Origin of the sequence: Tsukamurella strandjordii (genome assembly GCF_039525985.1) — a bacterium.
Lineage (GTDB): Bacteria > Actinomycetota > Actinomycetes > Mycobacteriales > Mycobacteriaceae > Tsukamurella > Tsukamurella strandjordii.
In genome coordinates this window covers 642,928-660,394 of sequence record NZ_BAAAII010000006.1, presented here as the reverse complement: position 1 = coordinate 660,394, position 17,467 = coordinate 642,928, and the positions used below count along the sequence as shown (strand labels likewise).

The window sequence follows — 17,467 nt, the reverse complement described above, 5'->3', positions numbered from 1 at the left end:
GGCGCCGCCCCTCAGGGCAGGGCGTTGATGAGATCGCGCACCTGCACGCGCGGTCCGGAGAAGAACGGCGTCTCCTCGCGGGTATGGCGGCGGGCGTCGGTGGCCCGCAGGTCGCGCATGAGGTCGACGATGCGGTACATCTCCGGCGCCTCGAAGGCCAACAACCATTCGTAGTCGCCCAGCGCGAACGCGGGGACCGTGTTCGCGCGGACATCGGGGTAGCCCCGCGCCGCTCGGCCGTGATCGGCCAGCATCTTGCGCCGCTCCTCGTCGGGCAGCAGGTACCACTCGAGGCTGCGCACGAACGGGTACACGCAGATGTTCGCGCCCGGCTCCTCACCCGCGAGGAACGCCGGGATATGGCTCTTGTTGAACTCCGCGGGGCGATGCAGCGCGGTCGAGGACCACACGGGGTCGCTGGCGCGGCCGAGCGCGGTGGTGCGCCGGAAGTCGTTGTAGGCGGCCTGCAGATCCTCGAGCTTCTCCGCGTGCCACCAGATCATGAAGTCGGCATCGGCCCGCATGCCGGCCACGTTGTACACGCCGCGCACCACGAGATCGCCCTGCTGGATGCGCTCGAAGAAGGCCTCCGCCTCGGTGGCCGCCGCATCGCGCGCGGCCTCGTCGCCCAGCTCGCCCGGACTGATCGAGAAGACCGAGAACATCAGGTAGCGGACGGTCGAATTCAGCTCTGCGTAATCCAGTTTGGCCACGTCACCCATCCTGCCACGCGGCTCGCTCCGAGCGCCGCGTGGGCTAGGACAGATGCTCGAGGACGCGCTTGACAGCCGCTTCGGCGCGGGCGATGCAGGCGGGCACGCCGACACCGTCGAAGTAGGCGCCGGCGAGCACCATTCCGGCGGGCGTAGCCGCCTCGATCGCGGCCAGGATGTCGCGGTGCCCGGGCAGGTACACCGGGATGCCCTCATACCACCGCTGCACGTGGACCGCCGTCGGTTCCGCGGTGACGCCCAGCACGGTCGCCAGATCGTCCCGCGCCGCGGCGATGAGCCCACCGTCGAGATCGTCGACGATCCGGCTCACGCCGAGCCTGCCGTAGGACAGCCGCACGGCACCGTCGGGGATGTGGTCCCACTTGCGGCCCGACAGCGTGATCGCCTTCGCACTCACCTGTTCGCGGCTGGCCACCAGCACGCCCGACAGATCGGGCAGCGGAGTGTCGTCGGGTAGGCGCAGCGTGACCAGTGCCGAACTCGCGGCGGGGATCTGGGCGACCGCGGCACCGAGCTCCGGGTAGTACCCGGACACCAGGCGACCCACCTGCGGCGCGGGAACGGCGAGCACCACCGCATCGAACATCGACCCGCGCAGGTTCCATTGCGGGCGCACCTCGGGCACCGGTGCGCCCAGCATGATCCGGTCGCCGAGGCGCTCGGACAGCGCGTCCAGCAGTTGCTGGTAGCCGCCGCGGAAAGTGCCGAAGATCGGTGCATCGTTCGGTTCGCCGAGCGCATCGCGGACCGCGGTGCCCAGGGAGTCCGCGCCCGCGTCGAGCCGTTCCGCCAGGGCGGGCAGCGCGGCCCGCACCGAGACGTCGTCGGCGTGCGCGGCGAAGACGCCGGCGACCATCGGGTCGACGCTGCGCTCGACCACCTCGTCACCCAGGCGCGAGCGCACCAGGTCGCCGATCGAGACGTCGACACCTCGCCGCCAGCTCATCGGCAGCCGCACCTCGTCGGCATCGCTCGGAAGGCCCATCAGGGTGCGACCGAAGTGGCCGCGGAGCGCTCCGTCGGAGTACAGGGCCGGACGGCGTCCGGCGGGCGTGACCACCTCGCCGGCGAGGCCGAGTTCCGCGGCCAGATCGAGCACCTCGGGGCGGCGCTGGACGAAGGCCTCCGCGCCCACGTCGAGACGGACATCGCCGACCGTCTCCGAGCGCAGCTTCCCGCCCACCCGGTTCCCGGATTCGAACACCGTGACGCGCGCCCCGGCCTGCTCCAGGCGGAGGGCTGCGACCAGTCCTGAGATTCCCGCCCCGACGACGGCCACATTGCTCATAGGGAGTGCACCAATTCGACGACGCGCGTGAGAACCTCGGGATCGGTCGACGGCAGCACGCCGTGACCGAGGTTGAAGACGTGGCCGGTGGCGCCCGCGGCGAGGGCCGCATCGGCCTCCGCGCAGACCCTGCGCACCTGGGCGTCGACGGTCTCCCAGGACGCGGCGAGCGTGGCCGGATCCAGGTTGCCCTGCAGTGCCTTGCCGGGGCCGACGCGGCGCGCGGCCTCGTCGAGCGGGACGCGCCAGTCGACGCCGACGACGTCGGCGCCGGCTTCGCCCATCGCCCCCAGCAGCTCGCCCGTTCCCACCCCGAAGTGGAAGCCGGGGAGCGCGGCGTTCGTCTCGCGCAGGGCGGCGAAGACCCGGGCGGAATGCGGCAGCACGTACTCGCGGTAGTCCGCCAGCGACAGCGCGCCGGCCCACGAGTCGAACAGCTGGAAGGCCTGCACCCCGGCGTCGGCCTGCACCCGCAGGAAGGTGATCGCGATATCGGCGAGCGCGCCCAGGAGCGCGTGCCAGGTGGTGGGATCGGTGTACATCAACGCCTTGGTGCGCTCGTGGTTGCGGCTCGGGCCGCCCTCCACGAGGTACGAGGCCAACGTGAACGGGGCCCCGGCGAAGCCGATCAGCGCCACTCCGGCCGGCAGCTCGGCACGCAGGCTGCGCACCGCCTCCGCGACGGGCTCGACCTGTTCCGCGCCGAGCGAGGGCATCGCGGCCACTGCTGCGGCGTCCCGGACGGGCTGTTCGATCACTGGACCGATGCCGCTCACGATGTCCAGGTCGATTCCAGCCGCCTTGAGCGGAACCACGATGTCCGAGAAAAGGATCGCGGCATCGGTGTGATGGCGGCGCACCGGTTGCAGCGTGATCTCGGTGACCAGATCCGGCATGAAGCACGACTGCAACATGCCGACACCCTCACGCACCTTCCGGTACTCGGGCAGAGACCGGCCTGCCTGCCGCATGAACCACACCGGACGCCGCGACGGGCGCTCTCCGGCCGCGGCGGCGAGCAGCGGATACGAGGGGCCGGCGTCCACCGCCGGCGCGAGATTCTCACTCATCGCCATCGATCATGTCACGCCCGCGCGCCGCCGGTGCCCTGCGCCTGCGGCGCGCCTCCCGCCCGGGTCGCGGGTGAGCGGCTACCGTCACGATTTGTGAGTCAACCAGGAGCGGGAGAGAACGGCGCCGAGATCGGCGCCGGACAACGCAGTGCCGATCCGGCCCCCTTCCGGGAGGCCGTCGATTCGATGCACACCGCCGCGGTTCGGCCCGAGATCGAGATCGGCAGTATCCGTCCGCCGCAGCGGCTGGCGCCGTACAGCTACGCGCTCGGCGCCGAGGTGCGCTCCCCCGAGTCCGACGTGGTCCCCGAGCATTCCGACGGCGAGACCTTCGGCCGCCTGATCCTGCTCTACGATCCCCACGGTCACGAGGCCTGGAACGGCCTGATGCGCCTCGTCGCGTACGTGCAGTCCGATGTCGACGAGACGCTCGCCTCCGATCCGCTGCTGCCCGAGGTGGCGTGGAGCTGGCTGACCGACGCACTCGCCGAACGCGGGCAGGAGGTGACCGCCCTCGGCGGCACCGTGACCGCCACCTCGTCGGTGCGGTACGGCGACATCGCGGGTCCGCCCCGCGCGCACCAGCTGGAACTCCGTGCGTCCTGGACGCCGCTCGCACCCGATCTCGCGGGCCACGTCGAGGCCTTCTGCTCGGTCCTGGAGATGGCCGCCGGCCTCCCGCCGGCCGGCATCACCAGGCTCGGCTCGGTCTAGGGTCCGCCCGTGGCGAAGGCCGCTCAGGAACCGGTCCCCGGAATCCCGCTCACCGAGCCCGCCGAGGGCGTTCCCGAACCGCTCACCACGGTCGAGGAGTTCGCGGAATGCGCCGCCGCGCTGCGCCGTGGAACCGGCCCCGTGGCACTCGACACCGAGCGGGCGTCCGGGTTCACGTACTCCTCCCGCGCCTACCTGATCCAGATCAAGCGCACCGGCTCCGGGCTCTTCCTGCTCGATCCGATCCACGAGCCCGAGGGGCTGGCACCGGTGATCGACGCGCTGCGGAACGTCGAGTGGGTGCTGCACGCCGCCGATCAGGACCTCCCGTGCCTGCGCGACGACGGTTTCCTCTGCGATGCCCTGTTCGATACCGAGCTGGCCGGGCGGCTCCTGGGCGAACCGCGGGTGAACCTGGCGGCGATGACTTCCGAGTTCACGGGCTACGCCTTGGCCAAGGGGCACGGCGCCGCCGACTGGAGCACCCGCCCGCTCCCCCACGATTGGCTCAACTACGCGGCCCTCGACGTGGAGCTGCTCGTGGACCTGCGCGATGAGGCGTACGAGCGCCTGGACGCCGCGGGGAAGCTCGAATGGGCGCTCGAGGAGTTCGAGTACGCCCGCACCCGCCCCGATCCCGCACCGAAGCCGGACCCGTGGCGGCGACTGTCCGGTCTGAGCACGCTGCGCACCCGACGCCAACTCGGACGGGCACGCGAGCTCTGGCTGGCGCGCGACGAGATGGCCGAACAGCGCAACGTGGCGCCGGGACGCACCCTGCCGGATGCGGCGATCATCAACGCGGCCTCCAAGAACCCCACCACGGAATCCGAGCTCACCGCGCTGCCGGTGTTCGGCGGCCCGCGGATGCGGCGCACCGCCAAGCGCTGGGTCGGGGCGATCAACCGCGCCAACGCGCTGTCCGATGCGCAGCTCCCCCCGCTGCACGGTCCCCGCACCGGGGTGCCCGCGAACAACCGCTGGGCGAAGTCGAACCCGGAGGCCGCCGAGCGGCTGGCCCGCGTGCGGGCCGCGCTCGCCGAGATCTCCGAGCAGGTCGAGGTGCCCGTGGAGAATCTGCTCCCGACCGACGCTGTGCGTCAGCTGTGTTGGGACGACAAGGCGCACGGCACCGCCGAGATCGATACGGCGCTGGCCGCCTCGGGCGCGCGCACATGGCAGCGCGAGCTGACCGTGGCCGCGGTCGCCGCTGCGCTCGACTGACCGCGAACCGCGGTCAGCTCGACTGACCGCTAGCCGCGGGCCCGCCCGGCCACCGGCACCTCGGCGTTCGACGACGCCGCATTCTCCGACGCCGCGCTGTCCGCCGCAGTCGCGGAAGCCGAGTTCTTCGACGCGGTGTTCTTCGACGCGCTGGCCTGCGGGACCGCCGTGGGCGTGCACGCCGTGACCCACCCGGTGATGCGGAACGCGATCTCCGACGGGGTCAGCCCCAGCTCCTTGAGGAGCTCACCGCGCGAGCCGTGGTCGAGGAAGCGCTGTTCGATGCCCAGCACCCGGGTGGGCACATCGACCTCGGCACGCTGCAGCGCGGCGGTCACCGCGGCACCGATACCGCCGGCCACGCCGCTGTCCTCCAGGGTCACCACCAGCTGGTGGGCGCGGGCCAGGTCCACGATCGAACCCGGGACGGGCAGCACCCAGCGGGGATCGACGACGGTGGCCGCGATGCCCTGATCGCGCAGGCGGGCGGCCACGTCGACCGCGGTGTGCGCGAAGGCGCCCACGGCCACGATCAGCACGTCGGCGGCGCCGTCGCCGACCAACACGTCGACCCCGTCGTCCAGGCGGCGCACGGCGTCGAGATCGGCGGGCACCGCGCCCTTGCCGTACCGGATCAGCGTGGGTGCGTCGTCGACGTCGAGCGCCTCGGCGAACTCCTCCCGGAGCCGGGTGGCATCGCGCGGGACCGCCGCGCGCAGGCCGGGAACGATGGCCGCGAGCGACAGGTCCCACATGCCGTGGTGGCTGGCGCCATCGGGGCCGGTGACCCCGGAGCGGTCGAGGACCACCGTGACGCCCTGCTTGAGCAGCGCGACGTCCATCAGCAACTGGTCGAAGGCGCGATTGAGGAAGGTCGAGTACAGCGCGACCACGGGGTGGATGCCGCCGAGTGCGAGACCGGCGGCCGAGGTGAGCGCGTGCTGCTCGGCGATGCCAACGTCGTACATCCGCTCGGGGAACTTGCGGCCGAAATCGGCCACGCCCGTCGGCTCGGCCATCGCGCCGGTGATCGCGACCACGTCGGGACGGCGCTCCCCCTGGCTGATGAGTTCCTCGGAGAAGACCGAGGTCCAGTCAGCGCCGCCGCCACCGCCCACGGGCAGACCGGTGACGGGGTCGATCACGCCGATGCCGTGCATCTGATCGGCCTCGTCGTTCTCGGCGTGCTCATAACCGTTGCCCTTGCGGGTGATCACGTGCACCACCACGGGACCGCCGAAGTCGCGGGCGCGGCGCAGCGCCTCCTCGACGGCCGCCTCGTCGTGCCCGTCGATCGGGCCGAGGTACTTCAGGCCGAGGTCCGCGAACAGTGCCTGCGGGCTGAGCATGTCCTTGATGCCGGCCTTCATGCCGTGCAGCACGGAGTACAGCGGCTCGCCGACCACGGGCGTGCTGCGCAGCCGCTGGCGCGCTTCGCCCAGCAGCTTCTCGTACTCGGGCTGGGTGCGCAGGCCCGACAGGTGGGTCGCGAGACCACCGATGGTGGGCGCGTACGAGCGGCCGTTGTCGTTGACCACCACCACCACGGGCCGGTCGGATGCGGCGATGTTGTTGAGCGCCTCCCAGCACATGCCGCCGGTGAGGGCGCCGTCGCCGACCACCGCGACCACGGTGCGCTGCTCGCCCTTGAGCTCGAAGGCCTTCGCCAGACCGTCGGCGTAGCTCAGCGACGCCGAGGCGTGCGAGGACTCGACCCAGTCGTGCTCGGACTCGCTGCGGCACGGGTAGCCGGACAGTCCGCCGGCCTGGCGCAGCGTGTCGAATTCGTCGCGGCGGCCGGTCACGATCTTGTGCACGTAGGCCTGGTGGCCCGTGTCGAAGATCACCGGGTCCACCGGCGAGGAGAAGACGCGATGGATCGCGAGCGTGAGCTCGACCACGCCGAGGTTGGGGCCGAGGTGGCCGCCCGTGGCGGCGACCTTCTCAACGAGGAAGGCACGGATCTCCGACGCCAACTGGGACAGCTGCGCCTGGTCCAACCGACGCAGGTCCTGCGGGGACTCGATGGTGCTGAGCAGATTCATACCGCCGTGCCGCTCCTTCCGATATCCCTCGTGTTTACACCGCAAACGAACGCTCCGGCCAGTTTACGGCGCACTGCCGGTGGTGAGCACCGCGAGGCACTCCAGATGGTGGGTGCCGGGAAAGGCATCGACGGCGACGGCCTCGCGCACCGCGTACCCGGCGTCCCGGAAGAGCGCCAGGTCACGGGCGAAGGCGGCCGGGTCGCAGCCCACGTGGATCACGGCCCGCGGGGCGGCGGTGGCGATGGCCGCGATCACGGCCTTGCCCGCACCCGAGCGCGGCGGATCGAGCACCACGAGCCCGGGTGCCCGCAGCCGGCCGACGGTCCGCGCGACGTCGCCGCGATGGAAGCGGACCCGGGAACCGTCGAGCGCGTCGCGGCCGGCGGCGATCGCCTCGCGGGCGGTCTCGACCACGTCCACCGTGAGTCCTCGCTCGGCGAGCACGGCCGCGAAGACACCGGCGCCGCCGTACAGGTCCCATGCACGCGCGCCCGCGTCGACGGTGCCGTCGGCGAGCAGGTCGGCGGTCCAGCGGTCGACCAGCGCGCTGTAGTGGGCGGCGGCGTCGCGGTGCGCCTGCCAGAAGGAGCCGGCGGGCAGGCGCCACGCCGTCCCGCCGATCCGGTAGTCGGCCATGCCGGTGCCGTCGAGCACGGTGCCGCCCGCCACCGCGTGCCGCGCACCGTCGTCGTCGAGCACGACGGCCACCTCGTCGTCGGGCGTGGCGCGCAGCCCCTCGGTGAGGCCGGTGGGGAGCTGGGCGCAGCCGGAGGCGTCGACGAGGTCGTGGCTGCGTGCGCCGCGCCAGCCGAGGGTGCCGTCGGCGGCGGCGTGCAGCCGGGCGCGGTGGCGCCAGCCGGTGGTGAGGCCGGGAGTGATCTCGCCGACGGTGGGCGCGAGCTCACCGGGGGCGAACCGGCCGAACCGGACCAGGAGGTCGGCGAGGACCTCGGTCTTCCAGGTGCGCTGGTACTCCGGTGTGGCGATGGTGAGGTCGCAGCAGCCGGCACCCGCGGCGGCCGCCGGACAGCTCTCGGGCACGCGGTGCGCCGACGCCGTGAGGACCTCGACGGTGCTCGCTCGGGCGTAGGACTTCTTCACCTCGGTGATCCGGGCGCGAACGGTCTCCCCGGGGAGCGCGCCGCGCACGAAGACCGCCTGCCCGTCGTGCCGGGCGACCGCGATGCCGCCGTGGCCGGGCGACTGCGGGCTCAGCTCGACGACGTCATTCGGAGTCAGCATGGGTGAGTTTCCGCGCCACGACGAAGGTCACGAGCAGCCCGAGGGCGAACATCGGCCACCCCATGGCGATGCGGGCGACGCCGAGCCAGTTCACGTCGTCGTTGAGATACAGGACGAGCTGCACCACGAAGCGCACGGTGAACATCGCGATCCACAGCACCGTGAGCCACACGAAGCCGCGGTACTGGCGACGATCGGCGCGCCAGTCGTGGCCGCCGTCGACCGCCTGCTTGGAACGCTCGTCGAACAGGTGCCACAGCACGCCCACGAGGGGCCAGCGGACCACGATCGAGACGGCGAAGACCACCGCGAAGACGGCCTGCATCACGATCCCGTACAGGTAGTAGCCCCTGCCGCTGCCGCCCACCAGCAGGGCGATCGCCACGCACACCGCCACCCCGAAGAAACCGGAGATCGCGGGCTGGATCGAGGTGCGGGTGGCGAGCCGGATCACCATCACGACCGCGGCCACGGCGAGCGCGGCGATCACGCCGCCCTTGAGGCCCCACACGGCGTTCGCGGGGACGAAGGCGGCCACGGGCAGCGCCGAGTACACCAGGCCCTGCCAGCCGCCCATCTGATCGAGCACCTGGTCCCGAATCGAGGGCTCGGCGGCCTCGGGCGCGGCGGCCGCTCCATCGGGGGTCGCGTTCGCCTCGATCGCGGGTTCTCCGCCGTCCCGTCCAGCACCATCCGTCACCCGGCCAGCGTACTGGCATGCTCATCGCATGCCGTCTTTCGCGCGTGCCACCGCCGTGTTGTTGCCGGGCTCGGGGTCCGACGCCGATTTCGTGCTGCGGGCGTTCGCGCCGGTCGCCGCGCTGTGCGCGCGCACGGTCGCCGTCGATGCGGAGCCACCGTCGGTGGTGGACGGGTACCGGGCCGCGCTCGACGCCGCTGCCGCCGACGGTCCGGTCGTGGTGTGCGGGGTGTCGCTCGGGTCGGCGGCGGCCGCGCGCTGGGCCCTGGACCGTCCCGACGCGGATGTGACGCTGGTGTTGACGCTGCCACCGTGGTCCGGCCCGGCCGGGGCCGACACCCCCGCCGCGGTGTCGGCGCGGGTCACCGCGGAGACGGTCGACGAGCGCGGAGCCGCGGAGGCGATCGCGCGGATGCAGTCCGGCAGCCCGGCCTGGCTGGCGCGCGAGCTCACCCGGTCGTGGGCGGCGCACGGAGATTTCCTGGCGCCCGCGCTCCGGGAAGCGGCCGGCTACCGGGCGCCGACGGAGGCGGAACTGCGCGGTCTGCGCGCGCCGACCGTGGTGGTGGGCGCCGAGGGCGACCTGATCCATCCGGTCGCGGTGGCGCGGGCGTGGGGCGCCGCCATCGACGGTGCCGCGGTCGAGGTGGTGGAGCTGGCCGAACTCGGACCCGACCCGGCCGTGCTGGGCCGGGCCGGTGTCCGCCGGCTGACCGGTATCAGTCCTGGTGCTTGAGGCGTGAGAGCGCCGACCCGCGGGTGAGGCGGTCCTGGTTGCCCTGACGCAGCGCGGCGGGGCCGTTGGCGGCGGCCCGCTGGGCCACCTGCTCGGCGATCGACGCCGCGGCGTCCTGCTGCTGCTGGGCCTGCTGCGCCATCGCCTGCTGCAGCTGAGCGACGAGCTCGGAGGGCAGCTCGATCTCGAGGTGATCGCGCGCCGGACGGGGCTCGGTACCGCGCCGCACCACGGTCTCGGCCAGCATCGCGCGGGCGAGCTGCGCCGCCTGTTCGGCGGCCTCCGCGGGCGCGGCCACGACGAATCGGATCATCCACCGCGGACCGTCGATGCCGATGAAGCGGAGCACGCCGTCGGGCTGGACTCCGACCACCTCACGGCCCCAGTGGCCGTCCTCGATGGTGACCTGGGCGCCGTTCTCGCGCAGCGAGTCCCCCAGCTCGGTGACCACCTCGCGCCACTGTCCGCCCTTCTTCGGGGCGGCGAAGACGCCGGGGGTGATGCGGCCGACCGGGGTGTCGAGGTGCACGCCCACGGGCTGTCCCTCGGGGCTCATCTCCACCTGCAGCTGCGCCTCGGGCGGCATGGCCAGCACCAGCGAACCCAGGTCGAGGCGGCCGTCCTCGAGACCCTCGATGCTCTCGAGCTGCGCGAGATCGTAGGGACCCTCACCGGAGCCGAGGACCTGGGTCTCGTCGGTCACCGGCTCGGGGATCGCGTGGTGCTCCGGCTGCCCGATGGAGGCGTACGGGTCGACGTTGGCGTCGCTGCGCTGCTTGCCGGACTTGCGGCGGCCGAGGGCCATGGGGCGGTGCTCCTTGGTTTCGAGGGACGACGATGCCTTCAGCGTAGAAGGCGGGAAGCTAGCGGTCGAGGCTGGAGTGCCCGCCCGAGGAGCCGTAGCCGCCGGTACCGCGGACGGTCTCGTCGAGGAAGGAGACCTCGACGAAGTCCGGGAGCTCGACCTGCTGGACCAGGAGCTGGGCGATGCGGTCGCCGCGGGCGATCTCGACCGCGGTTTCGCGGTCGGTGTTGAGCAGGCACACCTTGATCTCGCCGCGGTATCCGGCGTCCACGGTGCCCGGGGTGTTGACCACGGTGAGGCCGTGTTTCGCGGCGAGTCCGGATCGGGGGTGGATCAGTCCGACGGTGCCGTACGGCAGGGCGAGCGCGATGCCCGTGGGGATCATCGCCCGGGTGCCGGGTTCGATCCGCACGGACACCGTGGAGTACAGGTCGACGCCCGCGTCACCGGGGTGCGCGCGCTTGGGAAGGGGTAGGCCCTCGTCCAGCCGAAGTAGGGGTATCTGGCTCACCATGGCTTGCAGACTACGCTGGCGGGTGTGGCGCAGGATCCAACGGTGAACACCCCAGACACGAGCACCCGGTACTTCGAACGGCTGAGTGTGCCGTGGTACTGGTGGCTGATCGGAGCCGGAATCTCGGCGTTGATCTGTTACGAGATCGACCTGGCGGCGCGGGGGGCCACGTGGGCCTACGCACTGTTCCCGGTGGTCTTCCTCATCGCGGGCGCGCTGCTGTGGTCGATGGGCCGCGCCTCGGTCGGGGTGCGCGACGGTGAGCTGTGGGCGGGCAATGCGCATCTACCGCTGGAGCTGGTCTCCCGTGCGGCGGCGGTGCCGCCGGAGGCGAAGAGCAAGGCGTTGGGCCGGCAGCTCGACCCTGCGGCGTTCGTCTATCACCGGGGCTGGATCAAGACGCTGGTGGCCGTGGTGCTGGACGATCCGGACGATCCGACACCGTACTGGCTGGTGTCCACGCGGCATCCGGACCAGCTGCTCGCGTGCATTCCCGCCGCGACCACGCTCGACTGAGGGGCTCGTCCCCGAGCCCTCTGGAGCGGGTCGCCGCGGGTGACTGCGCGATCAGGCGCAGTCGATGCAGATCAGCTCGCTGCCGTTCGGATCGGCCAGGCGGCTGCGGTGGTACACGAGGAAACAGCTCGTACACGTGAACTCGTCGGCCTGCTTCGGCACGACGCGAACACTGAGCTCCTCGCCCGAGAGGTCTGCGCCGGGGAGTTCGAACGATTCGGCGGTCTCGCCCTCGTCCACATCCACGGTGCCCGACTGTGCCTCGTTGCGGCGCGCCTTCAGTTCTTCGAGCGAATCCTCCGAGATCTCATCAGCCTCGGAGCGACGTGGCGCATCGTAATCAGTTGCCATACCTTGTAATCCCCATCCTTGCTCGGCCCGCCACCTCGGGGTTACCGGGTGGACGGGCCCGTTGTCCCGCACCGAGCGGCCCAGACTATAGCGCAACGAAATTCACGTGTCACGTATTTTGCGTCCGCAACGCCATATTCACCACTCGCGCCCTGTAACGCGCCGCCCCGTGGATTGATTCCCGGCCTCGCCTCCCGGCTCCGGCGGGCCCGCTCACGTACAGTCGGGGCCGTGGTTTCCCAGCTCACCGGCGCCGGCCGCCGATTCGACCGCAAGGGCGAGCCGTTCCGGCGTCGGAGCGCGCTGCCGCTCCTCATCGTGATCGCGGTCCTGGCCGTGGTGGCCATCGCGACCTGGGCGCGCGCCATGTCGTCCGGGGAGACCGCGGCCGCGCCGGTGTCGTGCCCCGCGCCGACGCCGCTGTCGGCCGCCGCGTCCGGGAAGCCCCGTCCTTCGTCCCCCGCGCCCGCCGCACCGGCCCGCTTCGACGTGGTCTCGCCGGACGACATGATCACGGTGCGGCCGGCACCGCTGGCCGCGAGCGTGGTGCGGGTGCTCAACGCTTCGGGGCAGTCGGGCCGGGCCGAGACCACGCTCAACAAGCTGGCCGATTACGGCTTCGGCGCGCCGCCCACCGGCGCCTACGGCAACGACACGATGTACTCGCAGATGGAGTGCCAGGCGCAGCTGCGCTTCGGCGATTCCGGACGGGCCGCCGCCGCGGCGGCGTGGGTGATCGCGCCGTGCGCCGAGCTGATCAACGACGGCCGGCGCGATGCCACCGTCGACCTGTCGCTCGGCACGTTCTTCACCGACCTGGAGCCCAGCACCGACGCGCAGGAGGTGCTGCGCATCCTGCGCGCGGCACCGGCGGGAGCCACCGACGGCGGCGCGAATCCGGCGCTGGTGGCGGCGGTGCACCGCAACGCCTGCAACTGAAACGCCTGCAACTGAGCGGGCCCGTCAGAGGGCGTCGAGACCGCCCGCGGCGCGCAGGATCTCGATGAACTCGTCGGCGATCCCGGGAGCCACCGCCACGGTGAGAGCGCCCTCCTCGCTGCGCGAGTCGGGTGCGGGGACGATCACGGTGGCACCGGCCTCGGCGGCGATCAGGGAGCCCGCGGCCCAGTCCCAGGGGCTCAGTCCGTGTTCGTAGTGGGCGTCGGCGCGGCCCGCGGCCACCATGCACAGATCCAGTGCCGCCGATCCGATCCGTCGCACGTCGCGGACCTGCGGGAGCAGCCGGGCGAGCACCTGTCCCTGCCGCTCGCGCCGCTCACGGGCGTAGCCGAAGCCGGTGGCGACGAGCGCGAGTGCGGGATCGGTGATCGGGTTCGCGCGCAGGACGCGCTGCGTCCCGCCGGCGAGGATCTCCCGGGCTCCCCCGCCGAGCGACGCCGCGTAGACGGTGCCGTGCACCACGTCGGCGACGGCCCCTGCCACGGACACTCCGTCGACCTGCGCACCGAGCGAGACGGCGTAGGCCGGTATCCCGTACAGGAAGTTGACGGTGCCGTCGATCGGGTCCACGATCCACCGCACGGCGCCGGGCTCTCCCGCCGCGCCGCCGAACTCCTCGCCGAGCACCGCATCGTCGGGGCGCAGCTGCGCCAGCCGCTCCCGCACGAACCGCTCTGTCTCGGTGTCCACCACGGTGACCGGGTCGGTGGGGGTCGATTTGGTGGTGACCGCGTCCTCGGGACTGGCATCGAAAGCGTTGGCCCCGAATACTTCCGCGCGGCGCGCGGCGACCCGCTGGGCGGCCTCGCGGGCAACGGTGACGGCGATCTCGGACAACTGCTGCCGGTCGTGTTCCACGTCCTCCACCGAACCACAATCCACGGTAGTTTGACAGCGCGGGGGCGACCCCGGACTGGTATTCGACCCGGCGCGGGCCGGCACAGCGGGAGCAGAGCATGACTGTCAATCACGGGTTCGGCGTCGACATCGGCGGCAGCGGGATCAAGGGCGGCGTCGTCGACCTCGACACCGGCGAACTGGTCGGTGAGCGCTTCAAGGTGCTCACCCCGCAACCCTCGACTCCGGAGGCGTGCGCGGAGGCCGTGCAGCAGGTGATCGACAACTTCGAGTGGAAGGGCCCCGTCGGCGTCACGGTGCCCGCGGTGGTCACGGGCGGCGTGGTGCGGTCCGCCGCGAACATCGATGCGGGCTGGATCGGGACCGATGCCGATGCGCTGTTCACGGCGAAGCTGGGCCTCGATGTGACGGTGCTTAACGACGCCGACGCGGCCGGTCTGGCCGAGGATCGCTACGGCGCAGGGCGCGATGTGGAGGGCGTGGTGCTGCTCCTCACCCTGGGCACCGGGATCGGTTCGGCGCTGCTGCACAAGGGGACGCTGGTGCCGAACACGGAGTTCGGGCACCTGGAGGTGGACGGCAAGGAGGCCGAGCACCGCGCTGCGAGCTCCGTGAAGGACGCCAAGGGCTGGTCGTACGAGAAGTGGGCCGAGCAGGTCTCGCGGGTCTTCCGGGAGTACGAGAAGTTGCTGTGGCCCGATCTGATCGTGGTCGGTGGCGGGATCAGCCGGAAGGCCGAGAAGTGGATCCCGATGCTCGATGTGGCATCGCCGGTGGTGCCCGCCGCGCTGCTGAACACCGCGGGCATCGTCGGTGCGGCGATGGCGGCGCAACCGTCGTAGCGCGTGCCCGGTTTGCGGTGATTTCGGGCCGTGAGGCGCAGGTGATCGCGGGCGTCTCCACTGAATCGTTACAATGGAGCTCCCGGCATCGACACGCCGGACCACAAGCCGGACCTCGTCGCTCCCCGGACGCCTCAGCCGCCACCTCGCCCGCACCGTCGGGAACGGCGGTTTCGCTGCGCCCGATGAGCGTTCACCGGTGGACGAACGGACAGCAGGAAAGGGCGTAAGTGGCAGCGACGCAGACCAGCTCCAGCGCGCAGTCGGAAGACGGCGCGGACGGTTCGGCCACCTCGGCGGCGACCCCCGCCAAGAAGACCACCGCCAAGAAGGCACCCGCGAAGAAGGCGGCAGCGAAGAAGGCACCGGCCAAGAAGGCCGCCGCCAAGAAGGCTCCCGCCAAGGCCGCGGCCAAGAAGGCACCGGCCAAGAAGGCACCGGCGAAGCGCACGGCGAAGAAGGCCGCGGGCAAGAAGGACGCTTCGGCGGCCAATCCCGAGGACGGCGCGATCGACGAAGAAGAGGTCGAGCTCGACGGCGATCCCGATCCCACCGAGCTCTCCGACGAGGACGTCGCGATCGACGCGGACGACACCCCGGACGAGTCGGCCGATTCCAAGGCGAAGAGCGCCGTCACCAAGCCCGCCCCGGCGGACGCGGAGGACGAGGAGCCGTCCGAGCAGGACAAGGCCTCCGGCGACTTCGTGTGGGACGAGGAGGAGTCCGAGGCCCTGCGGCAGGCCCGCAAGGACGCCGAGCTCACCGCCTCGGCCGACTCGGTGCGCGCCTACCTCAAGCAGATCGGCAAGGTCGCGCTGCTCAACGCGGAGGAGGAGGTCGAGCTCGCCAAGCGGATCGAGGCCGGCCTGTTCGCCGAGCAGATGATCAACCGCTGGGTGGAGCGCGGCGAGAAGCCCGCCATCGGCATCCGGCGCGATATGAACTGGATCGCCCGCGACGGCAACCGCGCCAAGAACCACCTGCTGGAGGCCAACCTCCGCCTCGTGGTCTCGCTGGCCAAGCGCTACACCGGCCGCGGCATGGCCTTCCTGGACCTGATCCAGGAGGGCAACCTCGGCCTGATCCGCGCGGTCGAGAAGTTCGACTACACCAAGGGCTACAAGTTCTCCACGTACGCCACCTGGTGGATCCGTCAGGCGATCACCCGCGCCATGGCCGATCAGGCCCGCACCATCCGCATCCCGGTGCACATGGTGGAGGTCATCAACAAGCTCGGCCGCATCCAGCGCGAGCTGCTCCAGGACCTGGGCCGCGAGCCCACGCCGGAGGAGCTGGCCAAGGAGATGGACATCACGCCGGAGAAGGTGCTGGAGATCCAGCAGTACGCGCGTGAGCCGATCTCGCTGGACCAGACCATCGGCGACGAGGGCGACAGCCAGCTCGGCGACTTCATCGAGGACTCCGAGGCCGTGGTGGCCGTGGACGCGGTGTCGTTCACCCTGCTGCAGGATCAGCTGCAGTCGGTGCTGGACACCCTGTCCGAGCGTGAGGCGGGCGTGGTCCGCCTGCGGTTCGGCCTCACCGACGGTCAGCCGCGCACGCTCGACGAGATCGGCCAGGTCTACGGCGTCACGCGCGAGCGCATCCGCCAGATCGAGTCGAAGACGATGAGCAAGCTGCGGCATCCGTCGCGCTCGCAGGTGCTCCGGGACTACCTGGACTAGCTCTTCGGAAGAACGAACGCTCCCCTCCGCCGCGCGGAGGGGAGCGTTTTTCGTTGGCGGGTGCGGCGTACCGCGCGTACGGTCGCCCCGGTGTACATCCGCCCGCAGATCACCGCGCCGTCGTTCGTCGACGATGCCGGTGTGCCGATCCCCTACGGCGACCGGTGGAACTTCGACGACGGGCCGCCGCCCGAGAGCTACTCGCGCGAGAGCAACCTCGGCCGCTTCGCCCCGTTGCACACGATCGCGAACGCGCTGATCGACCACCTGGTGCGGACCTACGATGTGACCGTCACCGATCTCGGCCCCGGGAGTGACTACCGCAACGCGACGGTCCGGCACGTGGCGATCGGCCCGGTGGTGGGCGACCGGGTCGTGGTGCTGCTCACTGATTACCCCTCGGCCGGTGCCCGGTTCGGCCCCGACCACGAGGTGCACTACCCGCGCTGTTCGTGCGATGCCTGCGATGAGACCTGGGAGTACGGCGCGGAGATGCTCGAGTTCGAGATTCTTCGCGTCGCCGCGCACTGGCCGCGACGGTAGCGCTCAGCGGTTGGCGGGTTCGCTGCGGCCGGACACCCAGAGCGGCCCGGTGAGCAGCCAGATCACGGTGACCACGCCGAGCCCGCCGAAGACGCTGAAGAGTTGCTCGCGCTGGGTGTCGTCGGCCACGGTCACGCTGAGCAGTCCGGTGACGGCGGCGGCGATGGCCACGGCTCCGAGCCAGCGGTAGAAGTCGGACCACTCCTTGCGGGTGCGCTCGGGTCCGTACTTGGGCACCTTGTACGGTTCGGGGCCGCCGGCGAAGCGGTGCGCGAACTTCGCATCGGCCCAGGCGATCATCCGGTGCCCGAACATGATGGTGCAGCCCAGGTAGATTCCGGCGAGCCGGTGCCCCAGGCCCACCTCGCCCCCGCGGTAGAGGTCGATGGCGACGGCGATGATGAGGACCACGTCGAGCACCGGGACCAGCGCGAGCACGATGCCGCCGGCCTTCTTCGCCCGGGCGATGTAGCGCAGCGCGAGGCCGCCGAGTACGAGCACCCAGAAGCCGATCTCGCACGCGGCGATCGTCCAGAGGACGGGATTGTTCAACTCGCTCATGATTCCAGGGTGACGCATCGGGGCGCCGATGTCGTCCACCTATGGAGGATTCGTGCATCCGTCGTTCGGGGGA

At 71.4% G+C, this 17,467-nt stretch carries 19 protein-coding genes; 8 read left to right on the top strand and 11 right to left on the bottom strand.

The annotated features are described in order from the left end of the window. Window positions 1-11: 11 nt before the first annotated feature. Genes hemQ through hemE form a run of 3 tightly spaced genes read right to left on the bottom strand, consistent with a single transcriptional unit; the run spans window position 12 to window position 3,092 of the window. Window positions 12-713, bottom strand: a complete 702-nt coding sequence (gene hemQ / locus ABD108_RS14325) for a hydrogen peroxide-dependent heme synthase (RefSeq protein ID WP_220659072.1) — start codon at window positions 711-713, stop codon at window positions 12-14. Between the two features lie 43 nt (window positions 714-756). Beyond that, window positions 757-2,022, bottom strand: coding sequence for a protoporphyrinogen oxidase (gene hemG, locus ABD108_RS14320; protein ID WP_305110774.1), 1,266 nt, complete (start codon window positions 2,020-2,022; stop codon window positions 757-759). Beyond that, window positions 2,019-3,092, bottom strand: coding sequence for a uroporphyrinogen decarboxylase (gene hemE / locus ABD108_RS14315; protein ID WP_305110775.1), 1,074 nt, complete (start codon window positions 3,090-3,092; stop codon window positions 2,019-2,021). The genes hemG and hemE overlap by 4 nt, the downstream gene beginning before the upstream one ends. Before the next feature lie 96 nt (window positions 3,093-3,188). Between hemE and ABD108_RS14310 the strand changes: the two genes are divergently transcribed. Both ABD108_RS14310 and ABD108_RS14305 read left to right on the top strand, forming a co-directional pair. Beyond that, window positions 3,189-3,809 carry a DUF3000 domain-containing protein gene (locus ABD108_RS14310; protein ID WP_220659075.1) on the top strand — a complete coding sequence of 207 codons (621 nt, stop codon included), beginning with the start codon at window positions 3,189-3,191 and terminating at the stop codon, window positions 3,807-3,809. Window positions 3,810-3,818: 9 nt separating this feature from the next. Then, the gene (locus ABD108_RS14305) at window positions 3,819-5,033 is read left to right on the top strand and encodes an HRDC domain-containing protein (RefSeq protein ID WP_343930612.1); all 1,215 of its coding nucleotides are present in this window, start codon (window positions 3,819-3,821) and stop codon (window positions 5,031-5,033) included. A 29-nt stretch (window positions 5,034-5,062) separates the two neighbouring features. Here ABD108_RS14305 and dxs read toward each other — a convergent pair whose 3' ends face one another. The 3 genes from dxs to ABD108_RS14290 all read right to left on the bottom strand — a co-directional run bounded on the left by dxs (window position 5,063) and on the right by ABD108_RS14290 (window position 9,023). Continuing rightward, entirely contained in the window at window positions 5,063-7,078 is a 2,016-nt protein-coding gene (gene dxs, locus ABD108_RS14300; protein ID WP_343930611.1) for a 1-deoxy-D-xylulose-5-phosphate synthase, read from the bottom strand. Between the two features lie 63 nt (window positions 7,079-7,141). Further along, window positions 7,142-8,323 (bottom strand): class I SAM-dependent RNA methyltransferase, encoded by a 1,182-nt coding sequence (locus ABD108_RS14295; RefSeq protein ID WP_343930609.1) that lies wholly within the window; start codon window positions 8,321-8,323, stop codon window positions 7,142-7,144. Then, a complete protein-coding gene (locus ABD108_RS14290) occupies window positions 8,307-9,023 on the bottom strand; it encodes a DUF3159 domain-containing protein (protein WP_220659078.1) in 717 nt (238 codons plus the stop codon). The genes ABD108_RS14295 and ABD108_RS14290 overlap by 17 nt, the downstream gene beginning before the upstream one ends. A gap of 28 nt (window positions 9,024-9,051) precedes the next feature. Between ABD108_RS14290 and ABD108_RS14285 the strand changes: the two genes are divergently transcribed. Then, complete coding sequence (locus ABD108_RS14285) at window positions 9,052-9,759, top strand: alpha/beta fold hydrolase (protein ID WP_220659079.1); 708 nt, start codon at window positions 9,052-9,054, stop codon at window positions 9,757-9,759. Here the strand turns inward: ABD108_RS14285 and ABD108_RS14280 are convergent. Together ABD108_RS14280 and dut are read right to left on the bottom strand one after the other, a co-directional pair. Next, window positions 9,743-10,564, bottom strand: coding sequence for a DUF3710 domain-containing protein (locus tag ABD108_RS14280; RefSeq protein ID WP_220659080.1), 822 nt, complete (start codon window positions 10,562-10,564; stop codon window positions 9,743-9,745). The two genes, ABD108_RS14285 and ABD108_RS14280, sit on opposite strands and share 17 nt — an antisense overlap. A 58-nt stretch (window positions 10,565-10,622) precedes the next feature. Continuing rightward, window positions 10,623-11,078, bottom strand: coding sequence for a dUTP diphosphatase (dut, locus tag ABD108_RS14275; protein ID WP_220659081.1), 456 nt, complete (start codon window positions 11,076-11,078; stop codon window positions 10,623-10,625). 42 nt (window positions 11,079-11,120) lie between these two features. Between dut and ABD108_RS14270 the strand changes: the two genes are divergently transcribed. Then, the gene (locus tag ABD108_RS14270) at window positions 11,121-11,594 is read left to right on the top strand and encodes a DUF3093 domain-containing protein (protein WP_220659082.1); all 474 of its coding nucleotides are present in this window, start codon (window positions 11,121-11,123) and stop codon (window positions 11,592-11,594) included. 51 nt (window positions 11,595-11,645) lie between these two features. Here ABD108_RS14270 and ABD108_RS14265 read toward each other — a convergent pair whose 3' ends face one another. Next, window positions 11,646-11,945 carry a DUF4193 domain-containing protein gene (locus tag ABD108_RS14265; protein WP_013126518.1) on the bottom strand — a complete coding sequence of 100 codons (300 nt, stop codon included), beginning with the start codon at window positions 11,943-11,945 and terminating at the stop codon, window positions 11,646-11,648. A gap of 231 nt (window positions 11,946-12,176) precedes the next feature. Between ABD108_RS14265 and cei the strand changes: the two genes are divergently transcribed. Next, window positions 12,177-12,884 carry an envelope integrity protein Cei gene (cei, locus tag ABD108_RS14260; RefSeq protein WP_343930608.1) on the top strand — a complete coding sequence of 236 codons (708 nt, stop codon included), beginning with the start codon at window positions 12,177-12,179 and terminating at the stop codon, window positions 12,882-12,884. A 24-nt stretch (window positions 12,885-12,908) separates the two neighbouring features. Here cei and ABD108_RS14255 read toward each other — a convergent pair whose 3' ends face one another. Then, window positions 12,909-13,772: an inositol monophosphatase family protein gene (locus ABD108_RS14255; protein WP_343930607.1), complete on the bottom strand. Its 864-nt coding sequence runs from the start codon at window positions 13,770-13,772 to the stop codon at window positions 12,909-12,911. Window positions 13,773-13,861: 89 nt separating this feature from the next. Here ABD108_RS14255 and ppgK point away from each other — a divergent pair, with 89 nt between their 5' ends. From ppgK to ABD108_RS14240, 3 genes are all read left to right on the top strand, one after another. Further along, window positions 13,862-14,605 (top strand): polyphosphate--glucose phosphotransferase, encoded by a 744-nt coding sequence (ppgK, locus tag ABD108_RS14250; RefSeq protein WP_220659085.1) that lies wholly within the window; start codon window positions 13,862-13,864, stop codon window positions 14,603-14,605. A gap of 230 nt (window positions 14,606-14,835) precedes the next feature. Next, a complete protein-coding gene (locus tag ABD108_RS14245; protein ID WP_305110782.1) occupies window positions 14,836-16,290 on the top strand; it encodes an RNA polymerase sigma factor in 1,455 nt (484 codons plus the stop codon). 90 nt (window positions 16,291-16,380) lie between these two features. After that, window positions 16,381-16,833 (top strand): DUF6226 family protein, encoded by a 453-nt coding sequence (locus ABD108_RS14240; protein ID WP_220659087.1) that lies wholly within the window; start codon window positions 16,381-16,383, stop codon window positions 16,831-16,833. A gap of 3 nt (window positions 16,834-16,836) precedes the next feature. Here the strand turns inward: ABD108_RS14240 and ABD108_RS14235 are convergent, their stop codons facing one another. Further along, on the bottom strand, window positions 16,837-17,394 hold the full coding sequence (locus ABD108_RS14235) for a hypothetical protein (protein WP_220659088.1): 558 nt from the start codon (window positions 17,392-17,394) through the stop codon (window positions 16,837-16,839). Window positions 17,395-17,467 lie beyond the last annotated feature (73 nt).

Excerpts from the sequence above, each read along its gene's own strand:
- hemG (WP_305110774.1), bottom strand. The coding sequence starts at position 2,022 with ATGAGCAATGTGGCCGTCGTCGGGGCGGGAATCTCAGGACTGGTCGCA.
- hemE (WP_305110775.1), bottom strand. The coding sequence starts at position 3,092 with ATGAGTGAGAATCTCGCGCCGGCGGTGGACGCCGGCCCCTCGTATCCG.
- dxs (WP_343930611.1), bottom strand. The coding sequence starts at position 7,078 with ATGAATCTGCTCAGCACCATCGAGTCCCCGCAGGACCTGCGTCGGTTG.
- ABD108_RS14295 (WP_343930609.1), bottom strand. The coding sequence starts at position 8,323 with ATGCTGACTCCGAATGACGTCGTCGAGCTGAGCCCGCAGTCGCCCGGC.
- ABD108_RS14285 (WP_220659079.1), top strand. The coding sequence starts at position 9,052 with ATGCCGTCTTTCGCGCGTGCCACCGCCGTGTTGTTGCCGGGCTCGGGG.
- ABD108_RS14280 (WP_220659080.1), bottom strand. The coding sequence starts at position 10,564 with ATGGCCCTCGGCCGCCGCAAGTCCGGCAAGCAGCGCAGCGACGCCAAC.
- dut (WP_220659081.1), bottom strand. The coding sequence starts at position 11,078 with ATGGTGAGCCAGATACCCCTACTTCGGCTGGACGAGGGCCTACCCCTT.
- ABD108_RS14265 (WP_013126518.1), bottom strand. The coding sequence starts at position 11,945 with ATGGCAACTGATTACGATGCGCCACGTCGCTCCGAGGCTGATGAGATC.
- ppgK (WP_220659085.1), top strand. The coding sequence starts at position 13,862 with ATGACTGTCAATCACGGGTTCGGCGTCGACATCGGCGGCAGCGGGATC.
- ABD108_RS14235 (WP_220659088.1), bottom strand. The coding sequence starts at position 17,394 with ATGAGCGAGTTGAACAATCCCGTCCTCTGGACGATCGCCGCGTGCGAG.